This is a genomic window from Nocardiopsis codii, from assembly GCF_036327455.1.
GTDB lineage: Bacteria > Actinomycetota > Actinomycetes > Streptosporangiales > Streptosporangiaceae > Nocardiopsis > Nocardiopsis codii.
On record NZ_JAUZMY010000008.1, the window covers coordinates 116,955 to 133,086 of the forward strand.

At 72.0% G+C, this 16,132-nt stretch carries 14 protein-coding genes; 6 read left to right on the forward strand and 8 right to left on the reverse strand.

What is annotated here, in order from left to right; all coding sequences use genetic code 11:
- Positions 1-588: 588 nt before the first annotated feature.
- Positions 589-1,305 (reverse strand): ABC transporter permease, encoded by a 717-nt coding sequence (locus tag Q8791_RS10410; protein ID WP_330091427.1) that lies wholly within the window; start codon positions 1,303-1,305, stop codon positions 589-591.
- A 96-nt stretch (positions 1,306-1,401) separates the two neighbouring features.
- Positions 1,402-2,286 (reverse strand): ABC transporter ATP-binding protein, encoded by an 885-nt coding sequence (locus tag Q8791_RS10415; protein WP_330091428.1) that lies wholly within the window; start codon positions 2,284-2,286, stop codon positions 1,402-1,404.
- A 164-nt stretch (positions 2,287-2,450) separates the two neighbouring features.
- Between Q8791_RS10415 and Q8791_RS10420 the strand changes: the two genes are divergently transcribed.
- Positions 2,451-3,575: a sensor histidine kinase gene (locus Q8791_RS10420; RefSeq protein ID WP_330091429.1), complete on the forward strand. Its 1,125-nt coding sequence runs from the start codon at positions 2,451-2,453 to the stop codon at positions 3,573-3,575.
- An 85-nt stretch (positions 3,576-3,660) separates the two neighbouring features.
- On the opposite strand, the gene Q8791_RS10425 is transcribed toward Q8791_RS10420, so the two are convergent.
- Positions 3,661-5,232 (reverse strand): alpha/beta hydrolase, encoded by a 1,572-nt coding sequence (locus Q8791_RS10425; protein ID WP_330091430.1) that lies wholly within the window; start codon positions 5,230-5,232, stop codon positions 3,661-3,663.
- 410 nt (positions 5,233-5,642) lie between these two features.
- Between Q8791_RS10425 and Q8791_RS10430 the strand changes: the two genes are divergently transcribed.
- On the forward strand, positions 5,643-5,936 hold the full coding sequence (locus Q8791_RS10430) for a hypothetical protein (protein WP_330091431.1): 294 nt from the start codon (positions 5,643-5,645) through the stop codon (positions 5,934-5,936).
- A gap of 58 nt (positions 5,937-5,994) precedes the next feature.
- On the opposite strand, the gene Q8791_RS10435 is transcribed toward Q8791_RS10430, so the two are convergent.
- A complete protein-coding gene (locus Q8791_RS10435) occupies positions 5,995-6,480 on the reverse strand; it encodes a CarD family transcriptional regulator (RefSeq protein ID WP_330091432.1) in 486 nt (161 codons plus the stop codon).
- A 773-nt stretch (positions 6,481-7,253) separates the two neighbouring features.
- On the opposite strand from Q8791_RS10435, the gene Q8791_RS10440 reads away from it, so the two are divergent.
- Positions 7,254-7,721, forward strand: coding sequence for a MarR family winged helix-turn-helix transcriptional regulator (locus tag Q8791_RS10440; RefSeq protein WP_330091433.1), 468 nt, complete (start codon positions 7,254-7,256; stop codon positions 7,719-7,721).
- 268 nt (positions 7,722-7,989) lie between these two features.
- Here the strand turns inward: Q8791_RS10440 and Q8791_RS10445 are convergent, their stop codons facing one another.
- The gene (locus Q8791_RS10445) at positions 7,990-8,565 is read right to left on the reverse strand and encodes a snapalysin family zinc-dependent metalloprotease (RefSeq protein WP_330091434.1); all 576 of its coding nucleotides are present in this window, start codon (positions 8,563-8,565) and stop codon (positions 7,990-7,992) included.
- A 641-nt stretch (positions 8,566-9,206) separates the two neighbouring features.
- On the opposite strand from Q8791_RS10445, the gene Q8791_RS10450 reads away from it, so the two are divergent.
- Positions 9,207-10,043 carry an alpha/beta fold hydrolase gene (locus tag Q8791_RS10450; protein ID WP_330091435.1) on the forward strand — a complete coding sequence of 279 codons (837 nt, stop codon included), beginning with the start codon at positions 9,207-9,209 and terminating at the stop codon, positions 10,041-10,043.
- A gap of 169 nt (positions 10,044-10,212) precedes the next feature.
- On the opposite strand, the gene Q8791_RS10455 is transcribed toward Q8791_RS10450, so the two are convergent.
- The 3 genes from Q8791_RS10455 to Q8791_RS10465 all read right to left on the reverse strand — a co-directional run bounded on the left by Q8791_RS10455 (position 10,213) and on the right by Q8791_RS10465 (position 12,553).
- Positions 10,213-10,434, reverse strand: a complete 222-nt coding sequence (locus tag Q8791_RS10455) for a hypothetical protein (protein WP_330091436.1) — start codon at positions 10,432-10,434, stop codon at positions 10,213-10,215.
- 119 nt (positions 10,435-10,553) lie between these two features.
- Positions 10,554-11,198 carry a response regulator transcription factor gene (locus Q8791_RS10460; RefSeq protein WP_330091437.1) on the reverse strand — a complete coding sequence of 215 codons (645 nt, stop codon included), beginning with the start codon at positions 11,196-11,198 and terminating at the stop codon, positions 10,554-10,556.
- On the reverse strand, positions 11,186-12,553 hold the full coding sequence (locus Q8791_RS10465; RefSeq protein WP_330091438.1) for a sensor histidine kinase: 1,368 nt from the start codon (positions 12,551-12,553) through the stop codon (positions 11,186-11,188). Before Q8791_RS10465 ends, Q8791_RS10460 begins: the two co-directional genes overlap by 13 nt.
- A 303-nt stretch (positions 12,554-12,856) precedes the next feature.
- Here Q8791_RS10465 and Q8791_RS10470 point away from each other — a divergent pair, with 303 nt between their 5' ends.
- Together Q8791_RS10470 and Q8791_RS10475 are read left to right on the forward strand one after the other, a co-directional pair.
- On the forward strand, positions 12,857-13,576 hold the full coding sequence (locus Q8791_RS10470; RefSeq protein ID WP_330091439.1) for an ABC transporter ATP-binding protein: 720 nt from the start codon (positions 12,857-12,859) through the stop codon (positions 13,574-13,576).
- Positions 13,573-16,092: an ABC transporter permease gene (locus tag Q8791_RS10475; RefSeq protein ID WP_330091440.1), complete on the forward strand. Its 2,520-nt coding sequence runs from the start codon at positions 13,573-13,575 to the stop codon at positions 16,090-16,092. Before Q8791_RS10470 ends, Q8791_RS10475 begins: the two co-directional genes overlap by 4 nt.
- Positions 16,093-16,132 lie beyond the last annotated feature (40 nt).

Consider the following 16,132-nt stretch of genomic DNA (forward strand, 5'->3'; position numbering starts at 1 on the left):
CCGGAGGGCCCGCCCGGCCTCACGGTGACCGGGAAGGCCGAGGGGATGGGTCCGCGACGCACCGACGTCTTGGCCCAGGTCAGGCCTCCGGCCCCTTGGCCGGCGCTGCGGAGCAGTGCACCCGGCGCAGCCGATCCACGATGACACCCCTGGATGCACGACGGCCCCCGGGCAACGACACGTTGCCCGGGGGCCGACCTGAGCGGGCGTGCCCGGAGTTCCCGGGAGCCCCGCGGTGTATCCCTAGTCCTGGTCGCCCTGGGTCAGTTCCATACGCCAGTCCTCGATGGTGATGATCTCGTCGGTGAGGATCACCGGTAGCCCCAGTTGCGTGGGAAGTTCACCCATGACACACCCCTTGACTCATGGCGTTCGCTCTGTCGCTTCGAGTATGGGTGGGGGCGGGTGCACGGCCAAGGAGCAACGCCGTCTGCGGACTCGCCGTTGCCGGGCGCGCTGCCCGCTGCCCTGTGTCGCCGGCGGGCTCGGGCCGACCTCGCCCCGGGAGGCACCGGCGCCGACCACGGCGGCTCCGGACGTGGGGCGCGCGTTCGGGATTCACCTCGGCCGTGGACGGGTCGCCCGTCGTCAGCGGCGGGGTTCCCAGCGGAAGACGCGGATGGCCAGGGTGACGGCGACGACGACCCAGGCCACGGTCGGGGCCAGGAGGAACAGGGAGTCGGCGACCGGAACGCCGCCGTTCCAGGCGTTGACGACCAGTTCCGCGGCCGCGCCTCCGGGGAGCAGCCGTTTGACCAGGGCGAGTTCCTCGGTACCGGTGAAACCCACCCAGCCGGACACGGCGAGCACACCGAGGAGGATCGGTAGCGTGGTGACCTGGGCGTGTTCGGGAGAGTTGGTCACCCCGGCCGTGGCCAGCGCCAGGCCGAGCATCATGGTCACCGTCGCGAGGGCGGCGGCGACCAGGAGGAACAGGTCGGACGGCGGGTCGGCGACCACGGACAGCACGGTCAGGACCACACCCACCTGCACGAGTGTGATGGCGGTGACCGGGAGCAGCAGCCCGGAGAGGATACGGGCGTCGTCCACCGCCGTGGAGCGCAGCCGCTTGAGGAAGAGGTTCTGGCGGCGGGACGCGAGCGTGGTCACGGCGGTGGTGTAGAGCCCCATCACCACGACGAGGAACATCAGCACCGCGGCGACGGCACCGAGGTCGAGGCCGGGGATGCGGTCGTGCAGGTACATGTAGAACGCGCTGGACGCCGCGGGCATGACCAGCATGGTGACGAGCACCAGCCGGTTCCGGAAGATCTGGATCAGCTCACTCCGAGCGATCGCGAGCATGGCGAAGCTTCTTTTCTGGAAGGCCCTGGGAGGGCGGTGATGGGGTCGAACGGACGCGGTGGCCGGAGTGGGGAGCGGACCGGAGGGCGCGTCGCCCTACTCGCTGCCGATGGAGCGGAAGACGTCGTCGAGCCGCGTCGGTCCGGCCTGCAGGCCCCGCAACTCCACGGCGTGGTCCTGCGCCCAGTTCAGGAGTGTGCGCAGGTCCTGTTGCAGGCCGGGGGTCTCGATGAGGAACGTCCCGTCGCCCTCCCGCGTGGCCGGCAGCGGCAGCGTCGGCGCGGAGGGCGGGAGGGAGAAGCGGACCGTGGCGGGCAGCGTCCCCGTGAGTTCGGCGACGGTTCCCTCCTGGTGGAAGGCGCCCTGGTGCATGAGCCCGATGCGGTCGGCGCGCTGCTGGGCCTCCTCCAGGTAGTGCGTGGTGAGGACGACGGTGGATCCGCCCTCGCGCAGCCTGTCCACGGCGTCCCACAGGTCGTCCCGGGACTGGATGTCCAGGCCGGTGGTGGGCTCGTCCAGGAAGATCAGCTCCGGCGTCCCGTACACGGCGGTGGCGAAGTCCAGCCGCCGTTTCTCACCGCCGGACAGCTGGGACACCCTGGTGTCGGCCTTGTGTGTGAGGCCGACGAGGTCGAGCAGGCGCTCGACCCTGTCCGTGCGCCGGGTGAGCCTCCCGATCAGCCGGATCGACTCCCTCACCGTCAGGTCGGGAGAGAAACCGCTCTCCTGCAGCATGATTCCTGTCCGGGGCCGCACGGCCCGACGGTCTCGCGGGTTCTGCCCGAAGACCCGAACCGTGCCGGAGGTGGCGGCGCGGTGGCCTTCGACGGTCTCCAGGGTCGAGGTCTTGCCCGCCCCGTTGGTGCCGAGCAGGGCGTAGAACTCCCCGCGCCGGACCTGGAAGGACAGGTCCTTCACGGCGTGGAAGTCGCCGTACTTGACGTTGAGGCCTTCGACGTCGATGACTGGTGTAGAGGACATGTCCTCCATTCCAGCTGGCGGCGCCCCTCCTCGGCAGTGTGGCCACGTCACGGCTTCGCCATGACGTTTCTCCGGCCGCGGGCGTGACGTGGTGTCACTGGTGGCACTACGGAGCAGGGTGAATACTGGGGCGGACTCTGCTGTTCGATCCCTGAAGGGCTCACATGAGGTCCGAACACACCGAGGCGACGCAGGGACACCTGCGCACGCTCAATCTCAACATCGTGTTCGCGTCGCTCTCCGCCATCGGGGCACTCCTGATCTCGAACCATGCCGAGACCCCGGTGCAGGCTGTCGTCCTGGGGGTGGGCGTGGTGGCCGCCGTGTTGGCTTCGCGGGGGTGGTCCGAGGACCGTGTCTCCCCCCTCGCGCTCGCCTGCCTGGTCGCCACCGCTGCCGTGTGGCTCGTCGGGGTGCTGGTGCTGGACAACACGTCCGCGTCCTTCGGCATCTCCGTCGTGGGAACCGTCGTCGTCTTCCAACTGCCGCGCCCGCGCAGGGGCGCGGCCGCCCTGGCACTGGGCGCGTTCGTCGTCGCGGTGGTCGCGGTGCGGCTGGTGATGTCACCCGGCGACGTTCTCGGTGTTCTCCTCGAGTACGCCGTCGGTTCCACCAGCGTCGCCGTGGTGGGGGTCATCCTCGTGTTCCTCAACTACGTGGTCTCCGGTCTCATCAAGGAGCTGGAGGAGGCGCGGGAGCGCGAGGCGGAACTGGCCGTCGCACGGGAGCGCGTGCGCTTCGCCAGCGACCTGCACGACATCCAGGGCCACACCCTGCACGTCGTGAAGCTGAAGACCGCGCTCGCCCGGAAGCTGGTGCGCAGCGACACCGGGCGGGCGGAGGAGGAGCTCCGGGAGATCCACGCCCTTGTCGGCGACACCATCACCCAGACCAAGGCACTCGCCTACGCTCAACGGCGGCTCAACCTGTCGGCGGAGCTGGAGAACGCCAAGAACCTCTTCGAGGCCGCGGGCATCCGCGTACGGGTCGACCCCGAGGCCGAGGTCGACCCGCGTGCGGGAGAGATGCTCGGCCAGGTCCTGCGGGAGACGACCACCAACATCCTGCGCCACGCGCAGGCCGATCAGGTGCGGGTCACCCTCGCGAAGGCGGGCATCACCATCGCCAACGACGGCGCCCGGGAAGGGCCCCTTCCCGAGCTCAGCGGGCTCTCCACCCTCAGGGAGCGGGTGGCGGACAGCGGCGGCGAACTGACGGTGGAACAGAGCGGCGGGTGGTTCCTGACGGCCGCGACCTTCCCGCACCTGCGTTCCGACACCGCCCGGTGAGAACCCGGGCGGAGGAGGGCTGAGGGTGGGGGAGCACGCTCCTCCCACCCCCAGCCCTCACGGGTGAGGATGCCCCTCGACCGCGTCAGGCGGTCTCGCGGAGCCGCTCCAGGGTCTCGTCCCGCAACCGCTCCGCCTCGCTGTCGAGGTGCGGCCCGGAGTGCGCGGACGCCGCGCAGGAGGTGTCCTGTTCCGGGAACTCGCCGTCGACGAGGAAGCCCGTGGTGACGTTCCACGCGCAGGGGTTGTCACCGTAGACGTAGACGCCGTGTCCGTTCCCGTCGACGCTCACCAGACGGGACCGCCGGCCGAACTTCTCGTTCAGCATCACACCTGCGGTGTGCGGCGTGGCCGCGTCGCGCAGGTTCTGCACGATCAGGACGTTGCTCGGGCCCTCCCCGGTGATCTCGACCGGCGCCTCGGCGGGCTCGTGGTTCCAGTAGGCGCACGGCATGACGTTGGCGGCGGCGGCGCCGTACATCGGATACCGCTCCCGGTCCTCGGCGACGCCCTGACGGTACGTGGTGAGGTCCTCGGACCACTCGGAGTCGTTGCAGGTCACCGCGAGGAACGACGACCAGGCGTTGTCGGCGGCCACGAGTTCGGCCGCCGTCCGGCCGCCATCGGCGGGCCCGTCGCCGTCCAGGTACCGCCGGACCGCGGTCTCGTCGTGGTCGTGCAGGGCCTGCCACAGTTGCGCCGTCGTGGCGTAGTTCGCCTCGCCGTACAGTCCCACGAAGGTGCCGAACCGGAAGAAGGCGCCGTCGACGCCGATCACCGGCTCCTCGTCGAGCCGCTCGGCGATCTCGAAGTAGGTCTCCTCCACCTGTTCCGGCGAGTCACCCAGGCCGTAGCTGCCGTCCCGCTCCGCCGCCCACGCGGCGAAGTCGGGGAAGGCCTCCTCGAACCCCAGGGCGAACCGGCGGATGCCGTCGTAGCCCATGTAGGTGTCGCCGACGTTGCTGTCGAGCACGATCCGGTCGGTGCGCTCCGGGAACAGCGAGGCGTAGGCGGCGCCCAGCGCGGACCCGTAGGACACCCCGAAGAAGCTGGCCTTCTCCTCGCCGAGCGCGGCCCTGATCCGGTCCATGTCGCGGGCCGTGTTCGCCGTCGATATGTGGGGCAGCAGCCCGTCGACGTCGTTCTGCGCGCACTGGTCGGCGACGGCCGCGGAGGCCTCCGCCTGGTCGGCGACCGCCGCCTCGTCGACCGCGTACGGGGGGATGTTGCCGTAGTACCCCTGGTCCGCGGTGAAACCGCAGCTCACCGGAGCCGAGTGGTGGACTCCGCGGGGGTCCATGCCGATCAGGTCATAGGTGTTCAGGACACTGGCGGGCACCCCCAGGGAAGCCAGGTCCGCCGGCATCGACAGACCGGAGCCGCCCGGTCCGCCCGGGTTGAGCATCAGCACTCCGCGCCGCTCACCCGGAACCGTGCTGGCCAGGCGGGACACCATGATGTCGATCTCGGCGCCCTCCGGATCGTCGTAGTCCACGGGCACCGGCACGGTCCCGCACTCCAACGCATGCGCCCCGGCGGGGACGTCCGCCGGGCACGGCCCCCACTCCACCCCCGTCACCGGCGCCTCGCCCCGGTCGTCGGCCGCGGCCGGCGTCCCCGCGACCAGCGAACCGGCGAGGAGGGTCACCGCCACCACCGGCGAACTCCGACCTGTGTTCCACCTTCGTCCCACGTGCAGCCTCCTGAGTGTCGGTGTCACCGCTACTCCCGGCGGCCCGCCACCCCGTGGTGGGGGTGGCCGTCGCCGCCGGGAAGAACACCCTCAGCCTGCTGTCACCCCGCCGTTTCCGACAGTGACACCGCGTCATGGGCTCGGCCTCGTAAACGTCATGGGCACCCCGTGACACCGGTCGGAGCGGCACAGGGGAATCGCGGGGACGGGATGCGGGGTCGTCCAGGGCGACGGTGACGGCCGCGGCGTAGGCGTCCATGCGGTCGGCGAAGACCGCGTGGACGAGCTCCTCCCGGGCGGGCCCTGGGCAAGATCGCCGTCGACTGCTCCTGACCTGCCCGTATCCGACCAACCGCCACGGAGGAGATCCGATCATGCCCACCATCGCCGTCGTCGGCGCGGGCCCCAGCATGGGCCTGGCCATCGCCCGCACCCAGGAGAAACTGCAGGCTCTGGCCGATCGCCTCGGCGCCGAGGGCGTCACCGCCGAGGGCGTCACCGCCAAGGCGTTCACCGCCGACGTCACGGACCGGCCTTCCCTGACCGCCGCCCTGGACGCGGCCAAGGAGCGCTTCGGCGGCATGGCCCGGCGCGACTTCCTGCGCGGCGTCGAACTCCCGGGCACCCGAGTGCTCCCGCGGATCCGCGCCGAACGGGGGACGCCGTAGGCGCGGGCCGCCGCGGTCCGGGCCCGGTGCTTCGCGGTCGGCCCAGCGCCGTGGAGGGCTAGGACGCGAGCGTGTCCGCGATCAGTCGCTCGGCCTTGTCCAACCCGCCGACTGCGGGATGCTGGGCGATCTCGGTCGCGAGCATCTCCATGCCCCGCAGGTACAGGCGCTTCTCTCCGGCGGAGATCTTCTTCTCTCGCTGGCGGTCGCTGATGCTGCGCACCGCTTCGGCGACCCGTGCGGGGTCACCGCTGGCCAGTTTGATCTCGTAGTTCTTGTAGCGGCGCGACCAGTTGGGCGGATCGTCGCCCGGCGGTACCGACAGCGCGTCGACGATCCGCTGGAGCCCCGCGTCGTCGATGACCTCGCGGAGCCCGATCAGCTCGACGTTGGCCACGGGGATCTGCAGCTCCAGATCCGAGGTCCGCACGGTCAGCGTCAGGAACTCCACGGATCCCGCGGGGGTGGTGCGCATCGCGCGGCTCGTGATGGTCACCAGCCCGTGGTGGGGGTGGATGAGCATGTGGCCGATGTCCAGGTTCACCTGTGTGTCGCCTTCCGGGTCGGGTTCGTGCGGCTCGCCCGCGTGACGGGGAGAGCGGCGGTCTGGTCGTCGGTGGCCTTCACGTGTCCGACGTGCCACGGGCTCAGGGGCACTGATGCGGCTTCGCCCGCCCGGGGCGCCACCGGTGGGACCTGGTCCGCGCTCCGTCCACCGTTCTCCTCCACGCGTCGCCGGGGTGCGGTCCGGGGGGCGAGGAGACCGTCGAAGCGGGTCCGGAAGGCGTGCCGGCCCACCGCCCCCGGTTCCGGGACTGTGCGCGGGGCGCTGTGGGCCCGGGGGCGGGAGCAGACCTCGGAGGCGGCTGGGAACACTGGTGAGGGCATGCTTGAGACATGGGGTTTTCCCGGTGGAACCCCATGGCCGCCGTTGGGTCGGTTGATCACCGCCGGAGACTATCGGAGCTCTCGCCCGGGTCAAGATGTGTCGGGAAAACGTCGCTCGGCCCGTGTCGGCCATGCTCCGCATCTGCGTCCGCGGCTGCTGACGGCGCGGGTGGGGCAGGATGCGCTCCGCGTAGAGGCGGTCCAAGGGGCCGACCAGCCGTGGCGGCTCTCCCCGCGGCCCCGGTGGGAGGGTGGTGATCGCCCCGTCCCACGGGTCCGATCACCACCGCGAGCGAAGCGGGTCTCCGGGCGCGTCGAGGCGACCGGAGGATCGAGCGCTTGTCCTCAACCAAACTTGAGGTCCTACGGTCTCCTCATGACTGTGCGGCGTGCAGGCTCCGCACCCGCAGTACCAGGAGGGGACATCCCATGAAGAACCAGCAGATCTCCGACGCCGCACTCGCCGGACAGCCCGCCGCCTACTGGACCGGTGTCGCCTACGAGGCGCTCATCGCGTACACCCGGGCCCAACAGGCCGAGAAGGGCTACACCCAGCCCCAGTTCTGGCTGCTGCGCAACCTGTCGGCCAACGACATCTCGCCCGACGGCGAGGGGATGACCCCGGTCGAGCTGCGGAAGGCCATGGGCACCTACATCCGCCCCGAGGACGACCTGGCGGCGGAGGCCGAACCGCTCGTTCGGCGCGGATGGCTGACCCGGGACGCGGAGGGTCGTCTGTGGCTCACCGAGGCGGGCGAACAGGCCCGCGTCGACCTCGCGCGCAACGCCCCCGCGATCCGGGCCGCGCTCCACGAGGGCATCGACGATGCGGACTACGTCACCACGGTGAAGGTACTCCGGCAACTGATCCGCAACGCGGGCGGCACGGCCGCCTGACAGGTTGAAAAGCAGGGCGGGATGCCCGGCCCCCTTGTGAGTCCGTGACAGACCAGCCGACGGGGTTGTCCGTCGGAGCCCTGCCACTGTCCAGCCCGTCCTGATACAGCCGACGCTCCCGGGGGGGCAGGCCCCGAGGGCGGAGGCGGCCGGATACCCCCGGTGAGAGCCAGACTCCGCATCACCGTGGAGACGCCGTCGGCGTCGGCCCGCCGCTGCGAGCCGACGCCGACGGCCGGTGGGTCCGGAACGGAACCGGTGCGCCCGCTCAGCCGCGGTCGACCAGGAGCTGGCCGTCGGCGGCGCGCTGGCCCGCCAGGCCGCTGCCGTAGTTGGCCTCGACCCGCGCGCGCTCGGAGGCGTTGGGCGTGCGGACGGTGCAGTTCACGCCGCCGGTGGAGCCCGACATCAGCGACGAGCACGGGCCGGGCTTGACGTCGGGCAGGCCCAGGCTGTGGCCGAGCTCGTGCGCGGCGATGCGCACCGCGTCATAGCCCTCGGCGGTGCCCTGGCGGCCCATCCAGACGGTGACCTGCCCGCCCGGGCGCACCGGGCCCAGGTGTGCCCGGGGCCAGCCGTTGTCGGTGATGATGCGGATCTCGGCGCGCCGTCCGGCGGGGGCCGGTTCCAGGCGAACGTTGCCGACGCTGGAGTTCCACACGCTCACGGCCGAGGAGACGGCGGAGGCGTACTCCGCGGCCTGGCCGGCGTCGTAGTACAGGACGGTCTGGAGCAGCGGTCGGGGCTGCTCCGCGGGTGCCGCGGAGGCCGGTGCGGCGCCCACGAGCGTCAGGGCCAGTGCGCTCAGCGCGATCAGGAGGGGCGTGAGGATACGTCTCAGCATGGGGGTCTCCCCGGGGGTGAGGGTGCTGATATCGGGTGGTGACCCGGTGGGGTCGGCCTGATGCTATGTGTAGTGACGTATCGCCACAAGGTAGGCACAACGCCTAATTTCGGCGCTGCGCATCCGTCGGGAGGTCCTGAGTCGGGAGGGTCGCTCCACGTCTTCCCGGTGACGGTGACCGACGAGGACGCGGCGGTCCGGGCGGACCGCCGCGTTCGGCCTGTTCGCAGCGCGACGAGACGTCTCGCGCGGAGCAGGGGCGGGTGGGGCTCGGTGGAGGGTGCTGAGGCGGCGGGTTTCGAGGACGGCGACGAGGACGTAGGCGCTGCCGCCGGCGAGGGCGCGGAGCCAGGACGGGTCGGGTGGGGTGGGCGGCTGCCGATGCGGCCGGGCGCCTGGTCGCGCGCGGTGTCGGGGCGGGTCTCCCCGGGCGCGGGGGGTGACCCGGGGATTCGCGGGGAGTGGTGCGCGCTTTCGGGTTCTGGCGGGGGTGTGCGTCACTCTCGGCCGGGGTGCGGCGTGGTGGTGCTCGTCGGCGCCGGTCGGATCGCCGGGTGTCGTCCGGGGAGGGGGCGGTTGACAGTCGAAGTTAATGCCATTAGCTTTATGGCTAATCAACTTAACCATCCCCGGAGGGCACGATGACCGAGCACCTGACCGTCGACGAAGGCACGATCGCCTACGAGGTCGAGGGCTCCGGTCCGCTGATCGTCCTCGCGCACGGCATGGGCGACAGCCGCGCCGCCTACCGCCCCCTCGTCCCGTACCTGCTGGAGGCCGGATACCGGGTCGCCTCGGTCGACCTGCGCGGCAGCGGTGAATCCAGCACCGAGTGGTCGGACTGGAGCCGCACCGCCATCGCCGGCGACCTGCTCGCCGTGATCCGCCACCTGGGCGGCCCCGCCGTCCTGGTCGGGCACTCCATCTCCGGTGGCGCCGCCACCATCGCCGCGGCCCGAGAGTCCGACCTGATCACCGCCGTCGTCGAGGTCGCGCCCTTCACCCGCGAGCAGTCGTTCGGACCGGCCCAGCTTCGCGACCGGCGCGTACGCAGGGGGATGCTGCGCCTGCTCGGCGCGGTCGCCCTGGGCAGCGTGCCGCTGTGGCGCTCCTATCTGGACGTCGCCTACCCCGGTCCCAAGCCCGGTCACTGGGCCCAGAGGATCGACCGCGTCGACGCCCTGCTGCGCGAGCCGGCCCGGATGAAGGCGCTCAAGGGCATGGGCATGACCACCCCGACCGACGCCGGCGCCCGCCTGGGCGATGTCCGCCGACCGGTCCTGGTCCTCATGGGCACCCTGGACCCCGACTGGGTCGACCCGCAGGCCGAGGGTCAGGCCGTCGTCGACGCCCTGCCCACGGGCCTGGGGCGCCTGGAGATGATCGAGGGAGCCGGGCACTACCCGCACGACCAGTACCCCGAGCGGGTCGCGCCGCTCATGCTCTCCTTCCTGGAGTCCGTCGCCCCCCGCGGTTGAGGGCGTCCGGCGGAGGCGGGGAGCCCCGGCGGCCGGGGCCCGCACCGCGTCCCGAGGGCAGGAGGGAGGGGGAGGTGCGCCCGCTCGGTCCACCCCGGACCGGTCGGGACGCGCGCGCGGACGGCCTCCGCGACTCGGTGCCGCCCCCTCGGGGGAGCCGCGGTCCGCCCTAGGGTTCCAGCCGTCCCTCCGACCACCGGTGCGCCCGCTCCCTCATCGCGCGCCGGTGCAGCGAGAGCAGCCGGCCCCCGCCCACTCCGAGCTCCTTCTCGCAGGCCCGGACGATGTCCGCCGGAGGAAGGCGGCGGCCCAGTTCGTAGTCGACGAGGTTGCTGTGCGCCCGGAGCCCCAGGAGCTGGACGAGTTTCCTCTGCGATATGCCCTGGGCCATACGGCTCCGTCTGATCTCGATGCCGAGGCGGTTCTGTGCCGGCAGCTGGGTCGGGTGTGCGCTTTCTTCGCTTGAACGAGGCAAGGCTCTCCTCAGGGTCGGGGGTTCCCGTGGTGGGTTCAGTTGCCCAGGTAGACGAGGACGGCCAGCACGCGCCGGTTGTCCTGCGGTGCGACCGGCAGGTCGAACTTGGTGAAGATCCCGCTGATGTTCTTCGCCACCGCGGCCTCCGTGATCGACAGCTCCGCGGAGATCGCGGCGTTCGAGCGGCCCTGGGCCATCAGTTCTATGACCTGTCGTTCCCTGGGGGTCAGGCGGTCGAGGACCGAGTGGTTGCGCTGCCGTTCGAGCAGGCGGCGCACGACCTCGGAGTCGATGACGGTGCCGCGCGCCGCCACCTGTTCCAGCGCCTTGATGAGTTCGTCGACCTCTCCGACGCGGTCCTTGAGCAGGTAGCCGATACCGGCGGTCGCACCGTTGAGCAGTTCGGTCGCGGTGCCGCGGATGACGTACTGCGACAGGACGAGGATGCCCACGTCCGGATGGGAGCGGGTGATGCTGAGCGCCGCGCGCAGGCCGTCGTCGCTGTTGTTCGGCGGCATGCGGATGTCGGTGACGGCGACGTCGGGTTCGTGCTCGGCCACCGCGCGCAGGAGGCCCGGGGCGTCCTCCACCGCCTCCGCGACGTGGTGGCCCGCCATCGTGACCATCTGCACCAGGCCCTCGCGCAGGAGGGCGGAGTCCTCGGCGATCACGACACGCATGGGATCTCCACTTCAACCGATGTCGGACCTCCGAGAGGACTGCTCAGGCGCACCGTCCCCGAGTAGGCCCCCACCCTGTCCGCGAGCCCGGAGAGCCCCGACCCCCGTCCCGGGGCGGCGCCGCCGACGCCGTCGTCGGTGACCCTCAGGAGCAGCTTCCCCCTGCGGCCGCCGACGGTTCTCACGGTCAGCCGGATCTCCTCGGCCCCGGCGTGGCGGACCGCGTTGCCGACCGCCTCCCGCGCGCAGAAGTACGCTGTGGACTCCACCGTCCCGGGCAGCCGTTCGGTCTCGCGGGCGTCGAGCACGACCGGTACAGGGCAGGAGTCGACCAGGTCCTCCAGAGCCGCGACCAGGCCTCTCTCGCTGAGCGCCGCGGGATGGATGTTGTGCACGATCTCCCTCAACTCGATGAGGGCGTGACGGGCGTCCTCGTACGCCTGGTCGACCAGCGTCCGGGCCCGGACCGGGTCGGTGTCGAACTGCGTCCGTGCCATGCCCAGCCGCATGGTCAGCGCGGTGAGTCGCTGCTGTGCGCCGTCATGGAGGTCCCGCTCGATCCTGCGCCGTTCCGCGGTGAAGGCGTCCACCAGGCGCATGCGCGAGCGCACCGCCTCTCCCAGGCGTTCGCCCAGCTCCTCCTCCTGGTCGACGGCGAGCATGAGACGTGCGAGCCGAGCCCGGCCCGCGGCGAGGGGCATCACGAGGTAGGCCATCACCACGAGCGCCACCAGCCCCAGAAGCATGTCCGCGGCCCAGGGGAGGGAGGGCAGCAGGTACGCGCCCGCGGTCATCGCCGACTCCTGGGAGTCCATCAGGCCGGTCGCACGCAACAGCGGGGAGAGCAGAAGCGTCAGGGGCAGGGAGACCAGGAGCGTGACCGCCACCGCCTCCACCAGCGCGAGCGGGACGAGCAGGAGGCCGTAGGCCAGCTCCCGCCACGTGGCGGTCTCCCGCAGGCGGACACGCATCCAGCGCCCGGAGAGGACGTGGGCCGACACCCTGGCGTGGGGGGAGGGGACGGGGCCCCTCTCCATCAACGCGAGTCGACGGCGTTCCACCGCGCCCAGAGGCACACCCGCCAGCAGGGTCAGCGGCCAGCACGTCCCCGCCCACACCACCGCCACCGGCAGGGACGTCGCGAGGTACAGCAGGGAGCGCAGGGGCCAGCTCGTCCACAGGATCCGGAACGGCCTGCCCGCTGCCGTGCTCAGGAAGTCCGGTGGGGGACCGGAGGCGTCCGGTGCGGAGCTGCCCGGGCCGGGGGCGTGGAGGCCCGTGGGGGATCGGTGGCCCGCGTCCCCGGCCGTCCCGTCCGGGGACGCGGGGAGTGGGGAACCAGTGTTCGGTTGCATCGGCCTTCCGTGCTCACGTCTGGGGAGGAAAAGGACCCTTCGGGGCGTCAGCATACTGACGTTCAGGAAAATCGATGCGGACAGTAGAGGTTTCTCTACTTGACTGCTCCAACCAGGGCCAGTGACAACTCCGGGGCGCTTTTGTTTGGCTTTCCATGACACACGGTGCAGGTCGTCGACGACTCGTCGACCTGTGGAAACGAGCGGAGCGCCGGTATGGGAAGACGTGGGGCGGGCCCCGACCCCGAGACGGGGAGAGATGTCCGAAACCGGCCATTCAAGGGTGATTTTCAGGATCCCGTGATGGTGAGGGTGCACGGTTTGGAGAAGACGTTCAAGCGCGGCGGCTTTCCCGTTCACGCCCTGCGCTCGGTGGACGCGGACTTCCCCCGGGGCGGTTTCACCGCCGTCATGGGCCCCTCGGGTTCCGGGAAGAGCACACTCCTGCACTGCGTGGCCGGGCTCGAACATCCTGACGCCGGAACCGTCCTCGTGAACGGGCAGGACACCACGCGGCTGACGGAACCCGCGCTCACGCGCATGCGCGCGCGTGCCTTCGGCTTCGTGTTCCAGGCGTTCAACCTCCTGCCCTCCCTGAACGCCGAGGAGAACATCACCATCGGGCAGAGGTTCGCCGGCGTGGCCGTGGACAGGGCATGGCAGGAGGAACTGGTGCGGTCCCTCGGCCTGGAAGGGCGCCTCCGCCACCGGCCCTCGGAGCTCTCCGGAGGGCAGCAGCAGAGGGTGGCCGTCGCACGCGCCCTGGTCCACCGCCCCAGCGTCCTCTTCGCCGACGAGCCCACCGGCAACCTGGACTCCCGGTCCGGGGACCAGGTCCTGAGTGCCCTGCGCCGCGCGGCCTCCGAGTACGGCCAGACCATCATCATGGTCACCCACGACCCGGTCGCGGCGGCGCGCGCCGACCGCGTCCTCTTCCTGAGGGACGGCGCCGTCGCCGGAGACCTCGCAGACCCCACCCCCGACTCGGTGCTCTCCTGGATTCGCCGCCTGGAGTCCCTGTGATCACGTTCGTCCTGCACGGGGTCCTCGGCCGGGCCCGATCGCTGGCGCTGTCCGTCCTCACCCTCGCCCTCGGCGCGGGCCTGACCGTGGCGGCCCTCTCCCTGCAGCACTCGGCGGACCTGGTGGCCGCCGACGGTTCCGACGCCTCCTGGCAGCTGTCCCAAGCGCCGGTCGTGGTGGTGGCCGTCCCCGACCGGGTCAGCCTCACCGTCACCCCGTCGGGGGAGCCGCCCCGGCTGGACCAGGAGTCCCTCACCGCCCTGCGGGACCTTCCCGGAGTGGAGCGGGTGGAGACGGAGGCGCCCTTCGCCGCCTACGTCGTCACCGGCGACCGGGCGCTGGGCGGTCAGACGGACCGCTCGTGGGGCCACTCCTGGGCCCTGGCCCGGGCCGAGGGCCTCACCACGGCCACGGGAAGGGAACCGCGGGACCCCGGTGAGATCGCGATCGACGCGAGGACCGCGCACGACGCCGGACTGGCGCCGGGGGACCGCGCCGAGGTCCTCACCGCGAACGGGACCCTCGACGCGCGGGTCACCGGCATCGTCGACCGGGGTGCCGGGGGCACCAGGGAACGCGCCCTGTTCTTCTCCCCCGCGGACGCGGGGGAGCGGGGCGGTGACCCCGTCCTGGCCGCCGTGTGGCCGGGGGCGGACGAGGACAGCGAACGCGTCGCCGACGAGATCGGGTCGCAGGTCCCCGGCGCCCGGGCCCTCACCGGGCCGGAGCGCGGGGAGGCGCTCTCCCTCGACCGCGCCGACCGGGAACTCGCCTCGGGGATGGGGCGGTTCCTGGGGACCGTCTCCGTCCTCGCCCTGGTCGTCGCCACGGTGATGGTCTCCGGCCTGCTCACCCTGGCCGTGCAGCAGCGCTCGCGGGAGTTCGCGCTCCTGCGGCTCGCGGGGGCTCCGCCCGGGCTGGTGCGGAGGTCGGTCATCGGGGAGGCCCTCGTCCTGGGGGCCGTCGCGGCCGTCCTGTCGCTGCCGGCAGGGGTCCTGTCCGCCGTGCTCCTGAGCCGGCTCTTCGCGACCATGGGTGTCCTGCCCGACGGGTTCCGCCTGGTCCTGGGGTGGACGGGGCCCCTGGCCGGGGTCGTGTTGGCCCTGGCGGTGCCGCTGGTGGCCTGTTGGCGACCGGTACGCACGGCAGGACGCATCGCCCCCGTGGAGGCGATGCGCGCCGCGCAGGTCGAACCTGCGTCCGGCTCCCGGTCGCGCCTGGTCCTGGGCGTCCTGCTCCTGTTCTGCGCGCTCGCCCTCTTCGCGACGGCGTGGGGCCTCGCCGGCAGCCAGATCGCCGTGGTGGCGGCGTACACCGCGGCGATGGTCCTCGTGCTCGGCACCGCGCTCCTCACCCCCCACCTGGTCCGGGCCCTCCTCCTCGTGCTGCGTCCGCTGACGCGGCGCAACCCGGCGTCCCTCGTGGTCGACCGCGAGGGAAGGGCCAACCCCCGACGGTTCGCGGGGGTGGTGACACCCCTGCTGGTGACCACGGCCGTCGCGTGCCTCCTGATGTTCCAGCCGGGCACGACCACCGAGGCGCGTCTGCACTCGTTGGGCGAACGGCTCGGCGCGGACCTCGTCGTCGCCGGCCCCGTGGGCGTCGGGCTCCCCGGGAACGTCGTCGACCAGGCGGCCCGGGTACCGGGCGTGGCCGTGGCCGGGGGGTTCCGCCAGACGGTCGCCGCCGGAGACGGACTGCACATGTTCGCCTACATGGTGGAGCCCGGCACCGTGCCCGACATGTACAGGCTGGACACCGGGCAGGGAGGGTGGGACGACTTCGACTCCTCCTCGGTCGCCGTCCGGGAGGACGTCGCGCGCGCCAGGGGATGGGACGCCGGGGACACGGTGACCCTCGCGGGCCCGGACGGAGGGGAGTTCCAGGCCCCGGTGGCGGTCGTCTACGAGGCGGGGATCGACTTCCCCGAACTGCTCCTGCCACGGGACCTGGTCGCGCACTCGATGCTCGACACGATGGACAGCGCCGTCTACGTGACACTCGATCCCGGGGCCGATCCCGGTGAGACGGCTCGGCTGCTGGAGACGGAGGTGGACGGGGCGCCCGGACTCCGGGTCACCGACCGGGCCGGGCACCTGGCCGAGCAGGCGGCGTCAGGGGAGGAGGACGACTGGATCACCTACCTGATGGTCGCCCTGGTGGCGGGGTTCGCGGCGATCAGCGCCGTCAACACCCTCGTCGTGTCCGGCTTCGGCCGGGCCCGCGGCTTCGCCCTGCTGCGCCTGGTGGGCGCCACCCGCGGGCAGATCGTGGGCATGGTCGCCGGTGAGTCGGTCGCGACCTCCTGTGCGGCCGTGGCCGCCGGAACGGCCGCGGCAGCCCTGGGCCTGGCGTTCACCGGCTACGCCCTCACCGGGGACACCGTGGTGCTGTCCATGCCCCTGGGGCGGTACCTCCTCGTCGCGACCGCCGTCGTGGCCATCGGACTCCTGGCGAACCTCGCCCCCCTGGCCGCGGTCCTGCGCGCGCGGCCGGTACAGGCCGCGTCCGTGTGAGCGCGCGCCCGGACACCGGCGGGAGGGCACCCGGGCACGC

Excerpts from the sequence above, each read along its gene's own strand:
- Q8791_RS10410 (WP_330091427.1), bottom strand. The coding sequence starts at position 1,305 with ATGCTCGCGATCGCTCGGAGTGAGCTGATCCAGATCTTCCGGAACCGG.
- Q8791_RS10415 (WP_330091428.1), bottom strand. The coding sequence starts at position 2,286 with ATGTCCTCTACACCAGTCATCGACGTCGAAGGCCTCAACGTCAAGTAC.
- Q8791_RS10420 (WP_330091429.1), top strand. The coding sequence starts at position 2,451 with ATGAGGTCCGAACACACCGAGGCGACGCAGGGACACCTGCGCACGCTC.
- Q8791_RS10430 (WP_330091431.1), top strand. The coding sequence starts at position 5,643 with ATGCCCACCATCGCCGTCGTCGGCGCGGGCCCCAGCATGGGCCTGGCC.
- Q8791_RS10440 (WP_330091433.1), top strand. The coding sequence starts at position 7,254 with ATGAAGAACCAGCAGATCTCCGACGCCGCACTCGCCGGACAGCCCGCC.
- Q8791_RS10445 (WP_330091434.1), bottom strand. The coding sequence starts at position 8,565 with ATGCTGAGACGTATCCTCACGCCCCTCCTGATCGCGCTGAGCGCACTG.
- Q8791_RS10450 (WP_330091435.1), top strand. The coding sequence starts at position 9,207 with ATGACCGAGCACCTGACCGTCGACGAAGGCACGATCGCCTACGAGGTC.
- Q8791_RS10455 (WP_330091436.1), bottom strand. The coding sequence starts at position 10,434 with ATGGCCCAGGGCATATCGCAGAGGAAACTCGTCCAGCTCCTGGGGCTC.
- Q8791_RS10460 (WP_330091437.1), bottom strand. The coding sequence starts at position 11,198 with ATGCGTGTCGTGATCGCCGAGGACTCCGCCCTCCTGCGCGAGGGCCTG.
- Q8791_RS10465 (WP_330091438.1), bottom strand. The coding sequence starts at position 12,553 with ATGCAACCGAACACTGGTTCCCCACTCCCCGCGTCCCCGGACGGGACG.
- Q8791_RS10470 (WP_330091439.1), top strand. The coding sequence starts at position 12,857 with ATGGTGAGGGTGCACGGTTTGGAGAAGACGTTCAAGCGCGGCGGCTTT.